General features: G+C 61.2%; 11 protein-coding genes and 4 pseudogenes. 7 read left to right on the top strand and 8 right to left on the bottom strand.

Translation table 11 applies throughout. From position 1 onward, the window contains the following. A complete protein-coding gene (locus NKI63_RS02830; protein ID WP_254818544.1) occupies positions 1 to 1407 on the top strand; it encodes a TRAP transporter large permease in 1407 nt (468 codons plus the stop codon). After that, complete coding sequence (locus NKI63_RS02825; RefSeq protein WP_352820457.1) at positions 1404 to 2453, top strand: L-idonate 5-dehydrogenase; 1050 nt, start codon at positions 1404 to 1406, stop codon at positions 2451 to 2453. The genes NKI63_RS02830 and NKI63_RS02825 overlap by 4 nt, the downstream gene beginning before the upstream one ends. 178 nt (positions 2454 to 2631) lie before the next feature. On the opposite strand, the gene NKI63_RS02820 is transcribed toward NKI63_RS02825, so the two are convergent. Continuing rightward, positions 2632 to 2919, bottom strand: a complete 288-nt coding sequence (locus tag NKI63_RS02820) for a hypothetical protein (RefSeq protein ID WP_352750975.1) — start codon at positions 2917 to 2919, stop codon at positions 2632 to 2634. A gap of 356 nt (positions 2920 to 3275) precedes the next feature. Next, complete coding sequence (locus NKI63_RS02815; RefSeq protein ID WP_352750973.1) at positions 3276 to 3509, bottom strand: hypothetical protein; 234 nt, start codon at positions 3507 to 3509, stop codon at positions 3276 to 3278. A 252-nt stretch (positions 3510 to 3761) separates the two neighbouring features. On the opposite strand from NKI63_RS02815, the gene NKI63_RS02810 reads away from it, so the two are divergent. Further along, positions 3762 to 4679: an NADP-dependent oxidoreductase gene (locus NKI63_RS02810; protein ID WP_352480611.1), complete on the top strand. Its 918-nt coding sequence runs from the start codon at positions 3762 to 3764 to the stop codon at positions 4677 to 4679. Positions 4680 to 5152: 473 nt separating this feature from the next. Here NKI63_RS02810 and NKI63_RS02805 read toward each other — a convergent pair whose 3' ends face one another. From NKI63_RS02805 to NKI63_RS02795, 3 genes and pseudogenes are all read right to left on the bottom strand, one after another. Further along, positions 5153 to 5656, bottom strand: coding sequence for an SRPBCC domain-containing protein (locus NKI63_RS02805; RefSeq protein ID WP_352750972.1), 504 nt, complete (start codon positions 5654 to 5656; stop codon positions 5153 to 5155). A gap of 3 nt (positions 5657 to 5659) precedes the next feature. Then, a pseudogene (locus NKI63_RS02800) lies at positions 5660 to 6261 on the bottom strand (NADPH-dependent F420 reductase). Positions 6262 to 6430: 169 nt separating this feature from the next. Beyond that, positions 6431 to 6637, bottom strand: a pseudogene (locus NKI63_RS02795) (helix-turn-helix domain-containing protein); the annotation flags it as partial. A gap of 259 nt (positions 6638 to 6896) precedes the next feature. On the opposite strand from NKI63_RS02795, the gene NKI63_RS02790 reads away from it, so the two are divergent. The 3 genes from NKI63_RS02790 to NKI63_RS02780 all read left to right on the top strand — a co-directional run bounded on the left by NKI63_RS02790 (position 6897) and on the right by NKI63_RS02780 (position 9129). After that, the gene (locus NKI63_RS02790) at positions 6897 to 7682 is read left to right on the top strand and encodes an SDR family oxidoreductase (protein WP_352750970.1); all 786 of its coding nucleotides are present in this window, start codon (positions 6897 to 6899) and stop codon (positions 7680 to 7682) included. A 111-nt stretch (positions 7683 to 7793) separates the two neighbouring features. Then, positions 7794 to 8291 (top strand): SRPBCC domain-containing protein, encoded by a 498-nt coding sequence (locus NKI63_RS02785; RefSeq protein WP_352750968.1) that lies wholly within the window; start codon positions 7794 to 7796, stop codon positions 8289 to 8291. Between the two features lie 43 nt (positions 8292 to 8334). Continuing rightward, positions 8335 to 9129, top strand: coding sequence for an SDR family NAD(P)-dependent oxidoreductase (locus tag NKI63_RS02780; protein WP_352750967.1), 795 nt, complete (start codon positions 8335 to 8337; stop codon positions 9127 to 9129). Positions 9130 to 9168: 39 nt separating this feature from the next. On the opposite strand, the pseudogene NKI63_RS02775 reads toward NKI63_RS02780, so the two are convergent. From NKI63_RS02775 to selD, 3 genes and pseudogenes are all read right to left on the bottom strand, one after another. Continuing rightward, a pseudogene (locus tag NKI63_RS02775) lies at positions 9169 to 9459 on the bottom strand (hypothetical protein); the annotation flags it as partial. 24 nt (positions 9460 to 9483) lie between these two features. Then, a pseudogene (locus tag NKI63_RS02770) lies at positions 9484 to 9687 on the bottom strand (adenylate/guanylate cyclase domain-containing protein); the annotation flags it as partial. A 371-nt stretch (positions 9688 to 10058) separates the two neighbouring features. Beyond that, positions 10059 to 11135, bottom strand: a complete 1077-nt coding sequence (selD, locus tag NKI63_RS02765) for a selenide, water dikinase SelD (RefSeq protein WP_352701538.1) — start codon at positions 11133 to 11135, stop codon at positions 10059 to 10061. A gap of 474 nt (positions 11136 to 11609) precedes the next feature. Between selD and fdnG the strand changes: the two genes are divergently transcribed. Further along, entirely contained in the window at positions 11610 to 14696 is a 3087-nt protein-coding gene (gene fdnG, locus NKI63_RS02760) for a formate dehydrogenase-N subunit alpha (protein ID WP_352701537.1), read from the top strand. Positions 14697 to 14704 lie beyond the last annotated feature (8 nt).

Raw genomic sequence — 14704 nt, 5'->3', positions numbered from 1 at the left:
ATGCTGCTTCTGGTCGGGGGCTTTCTTGTCCTGATGCTCATCGGCGTGCCGGTTGCTGTTTCGATGGCGGCCGCCTCGATCCTTTACCTCGTCATCTACGGCGTGGCGCCCGACATCATCGCAGCCCAGCGCATGATCGCCGGGGTGGAGAGCTTTCCGCTGCTCGCCGTGCCTTTCTTCATCCTGGCCGGCAACCTCATGAACATCGCCGGCGTCACCGGGCGTATCTATTCCTTCGCCCTTGCCCTGGTCGGCTGGATGAAGGGCGGCCTGGCGCAGGTCAACATCATCGGATCGGTGATCTTTTCCGGCATGTCGGGTACCGCGCTCGCCGACGCCGCCGGTATCGGCACCATCGAGATCAAGGCGATGAAGGACCACGGCTATCCGATCGACGCTGCGGTTGGCGTCACCGCCGCTTCCGCCACGCTCGGGCCGATCTTTCCGCCCTCGCTGCCCTTCGTCATCTACGGCATGATGGCCAATGTCTCGATCGGCGCGCTGTTCATGGCCGGCATCCTGCCCGGCGTGGTCATGACCATGCTGATGATGATTACGGTTGCCATCTTTGCCTACAATCGCGGCTGGGGCTCCGACACGCCTTTCGAGCTTCGGCGGCTCGCCGAAGCGGCGGGCGAGGTGCTGGTGGTGGCTGCCTTTCCGATTGGCTGTTACGTGCTTGTGCAGCTTGGCCTGTCGATCAACGTCGCGGTCGGCATCGCGCTGCTGCTGCTGATCGCCGCGGACTGGTATTTCGATTTCTCCGCGGTCATGGCGCTGATGACGCCGGTCATCCTGATCGGCGGCATGACGATGGGCTGGTTCACGCCGACCGAGGCGGCAATGGCGGCTGTGATCTGGTCGCTTTTCCTCGGGCTGGTGCGCTACCGCACGATGACGCTGCGTTTGCTTGCAAAGGCCAGCTTTGACACGATCGAGACGACCGCCTCTGTACTGTTCATCGTTACCGCCGCATCGATCTTCGCCTGGCTGCTTACCGTCAGCCAGGCGGCACAGCTGTTTTCGAACTTCATTTTCGCCCTCACCGAAAACAAGTGGGTCTTCCTGATCCTGGTCAACATCCTGATGCTGGTGGTCGGCTGCTTCCTCGATACGATCGCCGCGATCACGATTCTGGTGCCGATCCTGCTGCCGGTCGCCGCCGTCTACGGCATCAACCCGGTGCATTTCGGGCTGATTATGACGCTCAATCTGATGATCGGGCTTTTGCACCCGCCGCTCGGCATGGTGCTGTTCGTGCTGTCACGCGTCGCCAAGCTCTCGGTCGAGCGCACCACCATGGCGATCCTGCCGTGGTTAGTGCCGCTTATCGTGGCGCTGCTTCTGATCACCTTCATACCCGCCATCACGCTTTGGCTGCCGACCGAGATGGGCTTGATCCGGTGAGTGGCCAGGTGATCGCCGCAACGCTGTTCGGCCCGCAGGACCTGCGCGTCGTGGAGCATCCGCTCGAACCGCTCGCACCAGGCATGGTGCGTGTGCGCTTCGGGGCCGGGGGCATCTGCGGCTCCGACCTGCATTATTTCCGCCATGCCCGCACCGGCGACTTCGTTGTGACCTCGCCGCTTGTCCTCGGCCATGAAATCTCCGGCGAAATCGTCCAGATCAACGGCGCGGCACCCGGCCTGGGCGTCGGCGACCACGTCGCGGTCAATCCGTCACGCTGGTGCGGGCATTGCGCGCGATGCCTGGAAGGCCGCGCCAATCTCTGCGAAAACATCTACTTCATGGGCTCGGCATCGAAGACGCCGCATATGCAGGGCGGCTTCGCCAGTCTGTTCGACGTCACGCCCGCGCAATGTTTCAAGGTTCCATCTGATGTGGCCTACCAGGCGGCCGCACTTGCCGAACCGCTGGCGGTCAGCCTGCACGCCGTCGCGCGGGCCGGCGACATCAGGGGCCGCAACGTCGTCCTGTTCGGTGCCGGTCCCATTGGCCTCTTGACCATGCTCGCGGCCAGGCTTGCCGGCTGCGCTGAACTGATCGTCGTCGATATCGCCGCCGCGCCGCTCGCCTTCGCCCGCAGGTTGGGCGCCGACAGGACGATCGACCTTGCCAGCGGGGACGCCGAGATCCAGTCGCTCGCGGCCGGCGGTTCCCTTGATGTGGCGTTCGAGATTTCAGGCACTGCCGCAGGCCTTGCCGCGGCAATCGCCAGCGTCCGGCGCGGCGGCACGGTGGTCCAGGTCGGCAATCTTCCCGGTGGCCAGATCCCGCTGCCCGCCAATGCGGTGATGGCCAAGGAGATCGACCTCAAAGGCACCTTCCGCTTCGGCAGCGAGTTCGGTCGCGCAGTCGACCTCATTGTGTCACGGGAGGTGGACGTCCTAAAGCTGGTGACGGCGGAGCGCACGCTTTCCTCCGCCCCCGATGCCTTCCGACTTGGCGCCGACCGCGCTCAAAGTGTCAAGGTTGTGCTGACCGCGGACTGATTGAGGATTCGCAACGTCCCTGTTTTTTACGAGCCCATTGGCGCTTCACGGTGCAGGTACAAACAGAGGATGTGCGACGGAGCGGCCTCGCGCCTTCCAAACGTGGCGTGTGGGCCATGCCGGCGCGCGCGAAGATGCTGGACAGATTCGAACGACCAGGAGCGATTCGTACCTGATTCTATGTTCCTTTCACGACTCTCGGCTTAATCGGCCGGCGGGATTGGGCCGCGCTCTCGAGTGTCAAGGCCAACCGCTTCTCGTCTTCGATGGCGCGATCGACTGCCTCGATTTCCTCTTGGAGGGCCTTCAGCTCGACTCCGTAGCTGGAGCCGTCGCTGTCGCCAATTTGAAAGCCACTTGCCCGCATTGCGTCGCGAGTATGGTGCACGTTACGGACTCCTTCGCGTCGAGTCGCGACCAGAATTTCCCTGAATTCTCTAAGACGTTCAACGTGATTGCGAGCCATTTGCGTTCTCCTATTTCGTCGTCATCGTCGCTGACGGCGATTCAGCCCGACAAAAACCTACGGCGCAGAAGGTTTAAGCGCCTCTAAGAGATACGCTCGACAGAGCATGAATGCGGAAGGTCAAATTTGAACGTCTTGCAATAGTTTGAAGCACGGCAGCTGGAGAGACGCTTCGACTGAGCGCCTCTGCTGCTCGGCGCTCTTGCTGGTTCCTCCGGCTTCAGGATTGCGAGGGTCGATCTGTGAGCGTGCATGGTCTCATGTCTGGTAAGCGGCGCAGTCACGACTACAGTTGGCAGATCGCCGGATTGGCCCATCACTCCCAACGGCGCGCCTGAGATCGCCCGCGCTCGGTTTTATTGGTCCGAAAACCTCACGCTCACGCCGCGCTGCCGAAAATAAGCCTGCATCAACTTGCGGCCCGAGCGATTGTTCTGCGCCAACTTGGTCGGATCGAACACCGCCTGTTTTATCCCCTCTCGTGTGGGCGCTGCCTTGAGCGTCGCGATACCTGCGTCGATGTCGGCATTGCCCGCCCGGAGCGAGGCATAGATACTTTCGGTCGCCTCGGCCACGGTCAGTTCGCTCACAGATGTCGTCCTTTCATACAGGGCGGCGGCTTAGCATGGATTCGCGGCTCGCCGATACCGATGAGACCGTCATTGGAATCCTGTCGGCGGCGCTGAAGTAGCGGTATTACTCGACCGGCGACGACGGCGTGCTGCGGCTCGGCGTGATGACATACCTTTATGGGGACCTAGTCTAACTGCGTGAGAGATCGAACAGACCCTCCACGCCAGCAATTTACCCCGAACCAACAAATCACTGAGGAGACAATTCCCATGAAAGCGATCGTAGTGACGGACCAGGCTGCAGGAACGGCCGGAATGAAGCTGGGGCAGCGGCCCGAACCACAGGCGGCAATAAACGATGTCGTCGTACAAGTTCATGCGGCGGGATTCGTCAACACCGAACTGGAGTGGCCTTCGACCTGGGCCGATCGGGCCTTCCATGACCGGACGCCGTCGATCCTCGGCCATGAGCTGGCCGGTGTGGTCACGGCCCTCGGCTACGGCACCACGGGGCTTTCGATCGGTCAGCGGGTGTTCGGCCTCGCCGACTGGCATCGCGACGGCACGCTCGCCGAGTATGTCGCCATGGAGGCACGCAATCTCGCACCGCTGCCCGGCGACGTCGACTTCACGGTTGGCGCAAGCTTGCCGATCTCCGGCCTGACCGCGTGGCAGGGACTGTTCCAGCACGGCCGCCTTCGGGCGGGGCAGAGCGTTCTCGTGCATGGCGCGGCCGGTGCCGTCGGTTCGATGGTGGCGCAGCTTGCAAGGGAGGCCGGAGCTTATGTCATTGGCACCGGACGCGCCGCTGACCGCCAGAAGGCGCTCGACTTTGGTGCAAATGAATTCATCGATCTCGGGAATGACACCTTGGAAGAGGTCGGCGGTGTCGATCTGGTGTTCGATGTCATCGGCGGCGATATTCAGAAACGGTCCGCAACGCTGGTCCGGGCCGGAGGGACGCTTGTGACAGTCGTCGGACCAACGGATATTCGACCTGCAGATGGCCTGACGGTTGACTTCGTCGTCGAGGCTGATCGAGCCCAGCTTTCGGAGATAGTTCAGCGGATCCGGGATGGACGACTGCGGACGAACATCGGCAAGGTCTCGAGCATGGATGATGCCGTCGCCACCTTCAACTCAACCGAGCGACGCACGGGAAAGACAGTCATCAGCGTTCGTCCGTAAGAACTCGGGGAGAGAGGGCGGCTCCTCTCTCCTCGTCTACTCCCGTCAGCAAGATACCATTAGCAAGATAATTGCCTCGGCCATGCCGGTCTTCGTCGCTTAGACTCTCCGTGTCGCTCGGTGTATTGGCGCTGTTCCCCTCCGCGAGGCCCCGCGATGGCTGCAGGACTATGCGCCGGACCTCCAGTCGGCCGTGTCGGTGAGCGCAGGGGGGGAGCGTCTTCGCGAGGGAGGACGGAGCGGTCTACAACACCTACCGCCGCTATCCACCGCTTGTGGGGCCGCCCTACGCGCCGTTGCTCGAGTTCGTGCCAAAGCCGTGACATCCGCAACTTGCGCGCCTGCCTTGGCGAAGCGGGCATTCGCCGATAGAGAGCGTGTCATGCAAGCACGTGACCGCTTCTTATCGCGGGGATGTTCCTAAGGCGGAGGCCCTAAAATCAGCCGCGAGCGAAGAAGACGCAGATGCGGAATTAGCGTGCCGTCCTCGCCGCTTCCGCCTCGGCAGCGCGAGCAAGGTCTTCGACCCACTGCTGATGATAGCGGTAGAGCCCACCGGGGTGCTTGTGTCCGAGCACGTCGAGGAACCAAGGGCCCTGCTGCGTCTCTTCCGTCAGCACATGGCAACCCGTGTCCTTGGGAGTGATGACCCAACCGTGATAGGCGGTCGAGCCGGTCTCGTCGCCGTCGACCACCGTTTTCCACGCGAGCCTGTGGCCGGGCTCGCACTCCGTCACGACAAGGCTCATCGGAAATCCAACCGTCACCCGACTGAATCTGGTTCCGAGCGCCAGTTTAGGTTCACCGGTCAGGATCTTGACCTGATCCTCTGGAGGAAAGTAGCTCGACCAGTTCTCGGCGTCGACCAGCAGCTCCCACACCACTTCAGGCGGCGCTTTCACGTCAATGTCATTGAGCGCGTAGATCGACGAAATCTTCGGGTCGAAATGGTCAGGCCATTTTACACGATCATACATGGCTCAAGCCTGCTTCTTGAAGAGATCTTTGAAAATTAAAGGCGCCCAGGTGTTTCCTCGCGCCTGAATGAGCAGCCCACCCTCTGCGAGCCTTCCAAGGTTGACCGGTGCATAGCCGAGTTGCTCGACCAGCGTGGACACCACCGGAAGGGCGCTGTCATTGTCGCTGGAGAGAAAAACCACTCGCCGCCACCGCCGATGGAGGGCTCCTGAGCAAGGACGCCTGCAGGCAGGTGGTTGAACGCCTTGACAAGCGCGGCAGCGCCAAACGCCTTGGCGATTACGGCCGAAGACGGGAGGCTGCCCAAATCGTTTGGTGAGACGCCGTAGGCGTTCGTCACATCGATAATGATCTTGCCCCGCCAGTCCTTGGCAGTGTTCGCAATCTCCCCGTGCGCCCAGAACGGAACAGCCAGCAGGATAATGTCGGCCTTGAGCGCTTCGTTCAGGGAGCTGGGGATGACCGTGGTTCCGATGGCCGTTGCGAGCGGCGCGAGCGCCTTGGGCGCACGTGTGCTTGCTATGGCCACTTCGATACCCTTGCGGGCGAACCTTTTCGCGAGCGCCTGACCGACGGCCCCGGCGCCTATGATTGCGTAAGTCATTTCATATCTCCAGATCGGCGAATTGCCGGTACGTCCTGGAGCTTAGCTAAGGTCGTGGAGCCTCAACCGGGATTGACGATTTCTCAACAGCGGCTGTGCATCGGCGCACCATTCACGGATTGGTCGCGCTTCGGCGTCCCAGTGGAGCTCGACACCCGTGGCCAGGGACAGCGAACTCGAGGACTCCCTCACCCGCATCCGTGAGACGATAGCCTGAGGGTAGCTTCTCGAACAGGTACGCGCCGAGGCGGTGTTCCCGTTGGGCAATGCGTCGCAGCACAGTCGAGTGGTTTACCTTGAGGCGCTCAGCGGCGGCCCGAACCGAACCTTCGCGCGAGATGACAAGAAAGTAGCGAACGTCGTCCCAGTCGATCATGTGGTGCAACCTTGCACCGCAAGGTGCGGTGTTGAAACACGTATTAAATAGCATGAATGGTGCGAACCTCTTCGTCGACCTCCACAGTTCTAGTTTCGCTGCAGCTCCCATACCTCGGCAATCGGCTATTCTGCGGCATTCGCAGCCAGTGCGAACACCATCCCCTGGGGACAGGCGGTGCGCCAACGCACAGCCGCTGTCGAGAAATCGTCAATCCCGCCTGAGCGCGTTCGATCCCATTTGCTTGCGAGGGGGCGAGATGATCGTCGACCCTGGACAAAAAAGGAAAACCGGAATGGGCCGACTTGATGGGCGAATAGCCGTTGTCACAGGTGCGGCAAGCGGCATCGGCCTTGCCACCGCGAAGCGGTTTGCGGCCGAGGGCGCAGTAGTCGTGATGGTGGACCAGCACGGCGAGAAGGTTCGACGTGCCGCGCAGGCGTTGGGGCGGGGCCTGGATCCGGTCCTCGCCAACATCACGAAGATGGCAGATCTCGCTGCTCTTCGCGACCACGTCGCCAAGACCTACGGCTTCGCCGACGTCCTGTTTGCCAACGCCGGCGTCGCTACGTTCGCGCCGGTCGGCGAAGTGAGCGAAGAAGCGTTCGATCGAACCGTCACGACCAATTTGAAGGGCACATTCTTCACCGTGCAAACGCTGTTGCCGGTGCTCCGCGACGGCGCCTCGATCATTCTCACGTCGTCCGTGTCGGGCTCGAAGGGCGCTCCGGCTTTCAGCGTCTACTCGGCCACCAAGGCTGCGGTCCGCTCCCTCGCGCGGACCCTCACCTCGGATCTGAAAGCGCGTCATATCCGCGTAAACGCGCTCGCCCCCGGCAACACCGAAACGCCTGTCGGCATAAATGCCGGTCTGTCCCAGGAGCAGAGCGATGCCTTTTTCGCGCACACTGCCCTCGACACGCCGCTGGACAGGAACGGTCAAGCCAACGATATCGCTGCGGCCGCGCTCTACCTCGCGTCCAACGACAGTTCGTTCGTGACCGGCATCGAGCTGACCGTCGACGGGGGCTTTGCGCAGGTGTGAACCCGGGCCGCTGGCGCTGAGGGGCCGCCGCCAATTTAGGCATCGGCCGACCACTTCGCGCAGGCAGGTACGGCACTTTTCTCGCTTTTTGTCCCAACACGGAGAACAAACATGTTCGAGGCGATCAAATGGCCGGCAGACCTGACGCCCAGCCGATCCCCGATCCATTTCACCAACGAACTCGAGGTCGCGGCCTCTGCTGAAACGATCTGGTCGTTGCTCGTAGATCCCGCCGCTTGGCCTGGTTTCTACCCGGGCGTCGAACACGTGCAGTTGCTTGATGGGCACGAATCGCTTCGCCTTGGCACACGGTTCGAAACCAACCTGGCCGGCCAGGACGTCTTCGCGTCAGTGCAGGAGTTCGAGCCCATGACGCGCATCGCGTGGGGCGGCTACCCCAAGGCGGCGGTGACTTCGAAGGCCTATCACGCATGGATTATCACACCCACGGCGAATGGATGCCACCTCTGGACCGAGGAGACGATGCAGGGCCCGTTCTGGATCGAATTGGCCAAGAAAGCCCCCGATGTTTTTTGGCGCACGCACGAAAAGCTCCTTGAGGATCTCGCCAAGGTCGCAACCGAACGCACTGCCTCACACATCAAGTAAAACAGCCGTCGCTGTCGCAGTCCGAAATTGAAGGAATAGACTCATGAACATCGATCTTAAGGGCCGCAAGGCCGTTGTAACGGGCTCCACGGCGGGCATCGGTCGCGCCATCGCCGAAGGACTGGCGCGCGCGGGCGCTTCGGTTGTGATCAACGGCCGTGGCGAGGAACGCGTTGCGACAGCGCTTCGCGAGATTCGCGAGCTTTTCCCACAGGCTGATCTGACGGGCGTTGCGGCTGATCTGGAGACAGCCGAAGGGGCCGGAGCTCTGTTCGCACAGGCGCCCGATGCGGATATCCTCGTCAACAATGTGGGGACAGCGCGCCCAAAGACCTTCTTCGATCTCACCGATGACGACTGGCTAAGCCTCTTCCAGCTCAACGTCATGAGTGGCGTTCGCGCCGCACGCCACTATGTGCCGAAGATGACAGCGCGGGGTTGGGGACGGGTCGTATTCATCAGCAGCGAATCCGCCCTCAACGTCCCGAAAGAGATGATCGACTATGGCATGACCAAGACGGCGCAACTCGCTATTTCGAGGGGGCTTGCCGAAGCGGTCGCCGGAACGGGTGTGACAGTTAACGCGGTCCTCCCCGGCCCAACGAGGTCCGAAATCCTGTCGAATATGATGAATGAGCTGGCGCACTCGCAAGGCATCAGCCAAGAGGAAGCGGAGCAAGTGTTCTTGACGACGATGCGCCCGACAACACTGATCAATCGATTTGCGACGACCGAAGAAGTTGCCAACATGGTTGTCTATGTTTGTTCGGAGCAAGCGTCAGCGACGAGTGGCGCCGGTCTGCGCGTCGACGGCGGTGTACTTCGGTCAATCGTCTAAAAGTGTACGGATTATAAACCAGCTTCCCTAGCGCGAGTCGACGTCGCCGGTGAGTTCCGTCGCGGCCGAGATCACTTTCACCATCTCGCATCCGACCCTGCAGGCGCTCCGATGACGGGTTACGGAGTGTGTTGCGGTGGACACCGTCAACTGGGCCAGGTTGGCCACCTTCACACCCAGTGCCTGCGACAGGTGCTTCGGCGAGATATAAAGCGTGCGCGGCTCCTCAAGGCTATCGACAAAGCCTGAAACCACCGTGGAATGTGCGAGCTGTGCTTGGCAAGTGAACAGAGGCCTGACGCCTTCCAGCGCACTGCTGTCCGTCCTCATCCGTAGCGGTTGTTAGCGCACCACTACCACACTGCGGAACTCGACCAGTGCGCCATCGCCTGTGCGCTTGATCAGGCGTCCGTTGTGGACTGCGATGGTCGGGTCGATCAGGTCGCTGCGCAGTGCCCGCGACCTGGCCAAAGTACGGTCTTCATCCGCGCTCGCCAGCCGGCTGTACCCGACCACGTCGGCGGCGAGGATCGCGGCTAACTTGCGGTTCTCGCTCATAGGGGGGCATCTTCTCGTGTCCATAATAACGGGAAGACACGTGATTACTGAAGGCCCGCTTCTGATAATCCGAGCCTCGAAGCTGCCAATCCGCCTCCGGCTCCAAATCGAGACCCTCCTTGCTTGTCGCGAAGTATCGTCAATGCGCCATGCGACCTTCCAACTTGAGACTGAAACACATCATGGCCCTCTCTTTTCCGTTAACGGTGAGCGAGGCGTTTGATCGGGTGGAATCTAGCGCCGTAGATAGGACAAAACATCGAAAAACATTGGAATTGAATGCCGCGAAGCCCCAAACGTCGTCCGGGCCCACCATTACCATTATTTATCAATGCTTTATAGCATGGTCGCCACGAGGTTCGCCGATTCGTTCAGGCCTCTACTACTATTGTCGGCGCGCCGGGCCTGGCATGGCCGATGATGCGAGCCGAAGGGTAGCCGTCCGCGACGATCCTCTCGACGAGCGCGGCTGCGCAGTCGGTCTCGCAAGCAACCAGCAACCCGCCCGAAGTCTGTGGGTCCGTGAGAAGGTGGCGTCGCCACTCGGGCATGCCGGGAGGTAAGCTTACCGCGTCGCCATAACTCGCCCAGTTGCGCCAGGATGCGCCGGTAACGTGGCCGTCGACCGCGAGCGAGGCAGCCTCGGAAAACAGCGGCACGTCGCGGCTGCAAATTATCAGCGTGCACCCGGAACCGCGTGCCATCTCGAGGGCATGTCCGAGCAAGCCAAATCCGGTCACGTCGGTGACCGCGTGGACGCTCGCGTCCTGCGCCAGCTCCGCTCCGATCCGGTTGAGAAGGGTGGTGGAGGCGATCATTTCGCGATAGCCGCTCTCGGAAAGCGCCTGCATCTTGATGGCGGCGGAATAGATGCCGACACCGAGCCCTTTCGTCAGGATCAAGGTGTCGCCTGGCCTGGTATCAGAATTGCGTCGGATATCCTCGGGTCGGCATGTGCCGATGACTGCAAGGCCGTAAATCGGCTCCGGCGAGTCGATTGAATGGCCGCCGGCAACCGGGATTCCGGCGTTGGCGCAGACAGCTTCGCCACCTTTCAGGATTTCGCGGACCATGAGCGTCGGGATCTTGTCGAGAGGCATGCCGAGTATGGCCAACGCCATGATCGGCCGGCCACCCATCGCATAGATATCGGACAGGGCGTTGGTTGCGGCAATCCGGCCGAAATCGTAGGGGTTATCTACCATCGGCATGAAGAAGTCGGTGGTCGCAATGACGCAAGTCGCGCCGTCGAGCTGCCAGACTGCCGCATCGTCGCCGGTCTCCGTGCCGACGAGAAGCTGATGATAGGGACTGGCAGCCGCCGGATCGGCGAGAAGCTGCTGCAGCACTGACGGCGCCAGCTTGCAGCCGCAACCGCCGCCATGGGCGAGGCTGGTCAGGCGCACAACGGGCGCTTCCGTGACTTCAGGCGAGAGGGCGATTGCCATGGTCGTCGAGCCTCCTCTGCTGCCACGCTTTAGTAGGGATCAAAGTCAACCGGAATGGAAAATACGATCGCCCGACGCACGGCACGTTTGGAGCACGCTTACTCTCAGCGGATTTTGTTGAGTTAGGAAAGGCAAGGACCGTATCCAGCGTGCGAGGCACCGCCGTCATTGGGTATAGATCGAAAGGCGCCCCGACCCGCGGGAGCTGTTTCATCGCCACGCTTTACTTTATGATAATACGTTCGTTTTCGTCAATCGCAGTCGCGGTCACGAAAACAAGACAAGAAATTCGACAATAATACACAGTGCCGATTTGCGGGCACGAACCTGCTGCGAAGGCCGTTCGGAGGGCACTTTTGCTGCACCGTACGCACCTCGTTCTTTGGCATTGATTTTATTTGGTCCGAGACTAGTTACCCGGATTGAACCGTTGGTTCGAGTTGCCTTGTGGGGCATCGGCTTCGGGAGGAAACCATGAACATCGATCTTTCTCGACGCGCGTTCCTGCAAACAGCAGGCGCGGGTCTCGCCGGTACTACGCTCGGAGCCCTCGGCTTCGGCGATAGCGAGGCCGCACACGCGGCGGCCATACGGTCCTTCAAGCTCGCGAACACCATCGAAACACGCAATACCTGTCCATACTGCTCGGTGGCTTGCGGCATAATCTTGTATTCGAAGGGTGATCTCAGAAAGGGCGAGCCAGCCGAGATCACCCATATCGAGGGTGACACTGATCATCCGACCAATCGCGGCACCTTGTGCCCCAAAGGGTCGGCCCTGCTCGGATTTGTCAAGTCGCCGACCCGTCTGCAACATCCGATGATCCGCAAACCGGGCTCGGACAAGTTCGAGCCGATAAGCTGGGAAGACGCACTCAGCCGCATCGCCCGCCTGATGAAGGACGATCGCGACAAGAACTTCGTCGCGACAAACAATGACGGCGTGACGGTCAACCGGTGGATCACCACCGGCTTCCTCGCCGCCTCGGCTTCGACCAATGAAACCGCGTTCGCGACCTACAAGGTGGTCCGCAGCGCGGGCATGCTGGTGTTCGACAACCAGGCACGTGTCTGACACGGCCCGACGGTGGCGAGTCTCGCCCCAACATTCGGCCGCGGCGCAATGACGAATTCCTGGACCGACATCAGGAACACGGATCTCGTCGTCATCATGGGCGGCAATGCCGCCGAAGCGCATCCTTGCGGCTTCAAATGGGTCACGGAGGCGAAGGCCAACCGCGGCGCCAAGCTCATCGTCATCGACCCGCGCTTCACGCGCTCGGCTTCGGTATCGGATCTTTACGCGCCGATCCGCCAGGGAACGGACATCGCCTTCCTGCTCGGGCTGATCAACTACTGCATCCAGAACGACAAGGTGCAATGGGACTATCTGAAGGCCTTCACCAACGCGACATATGTTGTCAAGGAGGGCTTCACCTATCAGGATGGCCTCTTCTCGGGCTATAACGAGGCGAAGCGAGACTATGACAAGTCCAGTTGGGACTATGACATAGGCTCGGACGGCTTTGCCGTTGTCGACGCGACATTGGCCAATCCCCGCTGCGTCTGGAATCTGCTCAAGAAGCATGTCGCGGTCTACACGCCGGAGATGGTCGAGCGCATCTGCGGGACACCGAAGGACCGGTTCCTGAAGGTGGCCGCGATGGTCGCCGAGACGTCGTCTCCGACCAAGGCGATGACCTCGATGTACGCACTCGGCTGGACGCAACACTCGAAGGGCTCGCAGAACATCCGCGCCATGGCGATGCTGCAGCTTGTTCTCGGCAACATCGGTATACGCGGCGGCGGCATGAACGCGCTTCGCGGTCACTCCAACATCCAGGGGCTGACCGACCTCGGGCTGATGTCGAACCTGCTGCCCGGCTATCTGACGCTGCCGACTGAGAAGGAGGTCGATCTGGCAGCCTACATGTCGACCCGGGGCTTCAAGCCGCTCCGGCCGAACCAGATGAGCTACTGGCAGAACTACAGGAAGTTCTTCGTAAGCTTCCAAAAGTCGATGTGGGGCAATGCCGCAACACCGGAGAACGATTTCGCCTATGACTTCCTGCCGAAGCTCGACCTGCCGGGCTACGATCTGCTGCGGGCTTTCGAGCTTATGCACCAGGGCAAGATGAACGGCTATTTCTGCCAGGGCTTCAACCCACTACAGGCAGCTCCGAACAAGAAGAAGGTGATCGAGTCCCTCTCGAAGCTCAAATACCTCGTCATCATGGATCCGTTGGACACGGAGACGGGCCGGTTCTGGGAGAACCACGGGCCGTACAACGATGTCGATCCGTCGCAGATTCAGACGGAAGTCTACCAGCTTCCCTCCACCTGCTTCGCCGAGGATGACGGCTCGCTGGTCAATTCGGGGCGCTGGCTGCAGTGGCATTGGGCCGGCGGCACGCCCCCCGGCGAGGCCAAACGCGATACCTGGATCATGGCGCAGCTCTATTTGCGCCTGAAGGAGCTCTACACCAAGGAAGGTGGTGCCTTCGCCGATCCGATCGTCAAGCTCAATTGGCCTTATGCCGATCCCGGCGATCCGAAGGCCGAGGAGCTCGCCCAGGAGATCAATGGCAGGGCGCTCGCCAGGGTAACCGATACGGCCGACCCGACAAAGGTGCTGGCCGAGGCCGGAAAGCTCTTGCCGGGCTTCGCCGCGCTGCGCGACGACGGCTCCACCTCCTGCGGCTGCTGGATCTATTCCGGCTGCTTCAACGAAAACGGCAACAACATGGCCAGGCGGGACACCACCGATCCTGACGAAACCGGCGCCTATTCCAAATGGGCGTTCTCATGGCCCGCCAACCGCCGCATTCTCTACAACAGGGCGTCGGCTGACCTCGCCGGAAAGGCTTGGGATCCAAGCCGCAAGGTGATCGAATGGGACGGCACGAAATGGTCGGGCTACGATGTCCCCGACATCTTGCCAACGGCAAAGCCCGATCAAGTAGGCCCGTTCATCATGAATCCGGAAGGCGTCTCGCGCCTCTTTACCCGGGGCATGATGCGCGACGGACCATTCCCGGCGCATTACGAGCCATTCGAGTCGCCCATCGCGAACCCGATAGCTCCCAAAGTCCGCGGCAACCCCGCAGCGCGGGTGTTCGAAGGCGATATGGCCCAGTTCGCCGAATCGGCTTCGCAGGAGTTCCCCTACGCGGCGACCTCCTACCGACTGACCGAGCATTTCCACTTCTGGACCAAGCACGTCATCACCAATGCGGTGATGCAGCCGGAGTTTTTCGTGGAAATTTCGGAACAGCTTGCGGCCGAGAAGGGCATCACCAAAGGCGGCTGGGTGCGCGTCTGGTCGAAACGCGGTTCCGTTGTGGCGAAGGCCATGGTGACCAAGCGGATCAGGCCGCTCACCTGCGATGGCAAGACCGTCCACATCGTCGGGATACCGCTGCACTGGGGCTTCACGGGAGCGGCGAAGAAAGGCTTTGGCCCGAACATGCTCACCCCCTTTGTCGGCGACGCCAACATCGAGACGCCGGAATACAAGGCGTTCCTTGTCAACATCGAGCCCATCGCCGGGCCGGTAGCGTAGGAGGCGTA

The sequence above is a fragment of the Mesorhizobium sp. M0410 genome (assembly GCF_040321435.1).
Taxonomy (GTDB): domain Bacteria; phylum Pseudomonadota; class Alphaproteobacteria; order Rhizobiales; family Rhizobiaceae; genus Mesorhizobium.
The sequence above is the reverse complement of the archived record's forward strand: the minus strand, read 5'-3'. Positions and strand labels throughout refer to the sequence as shown.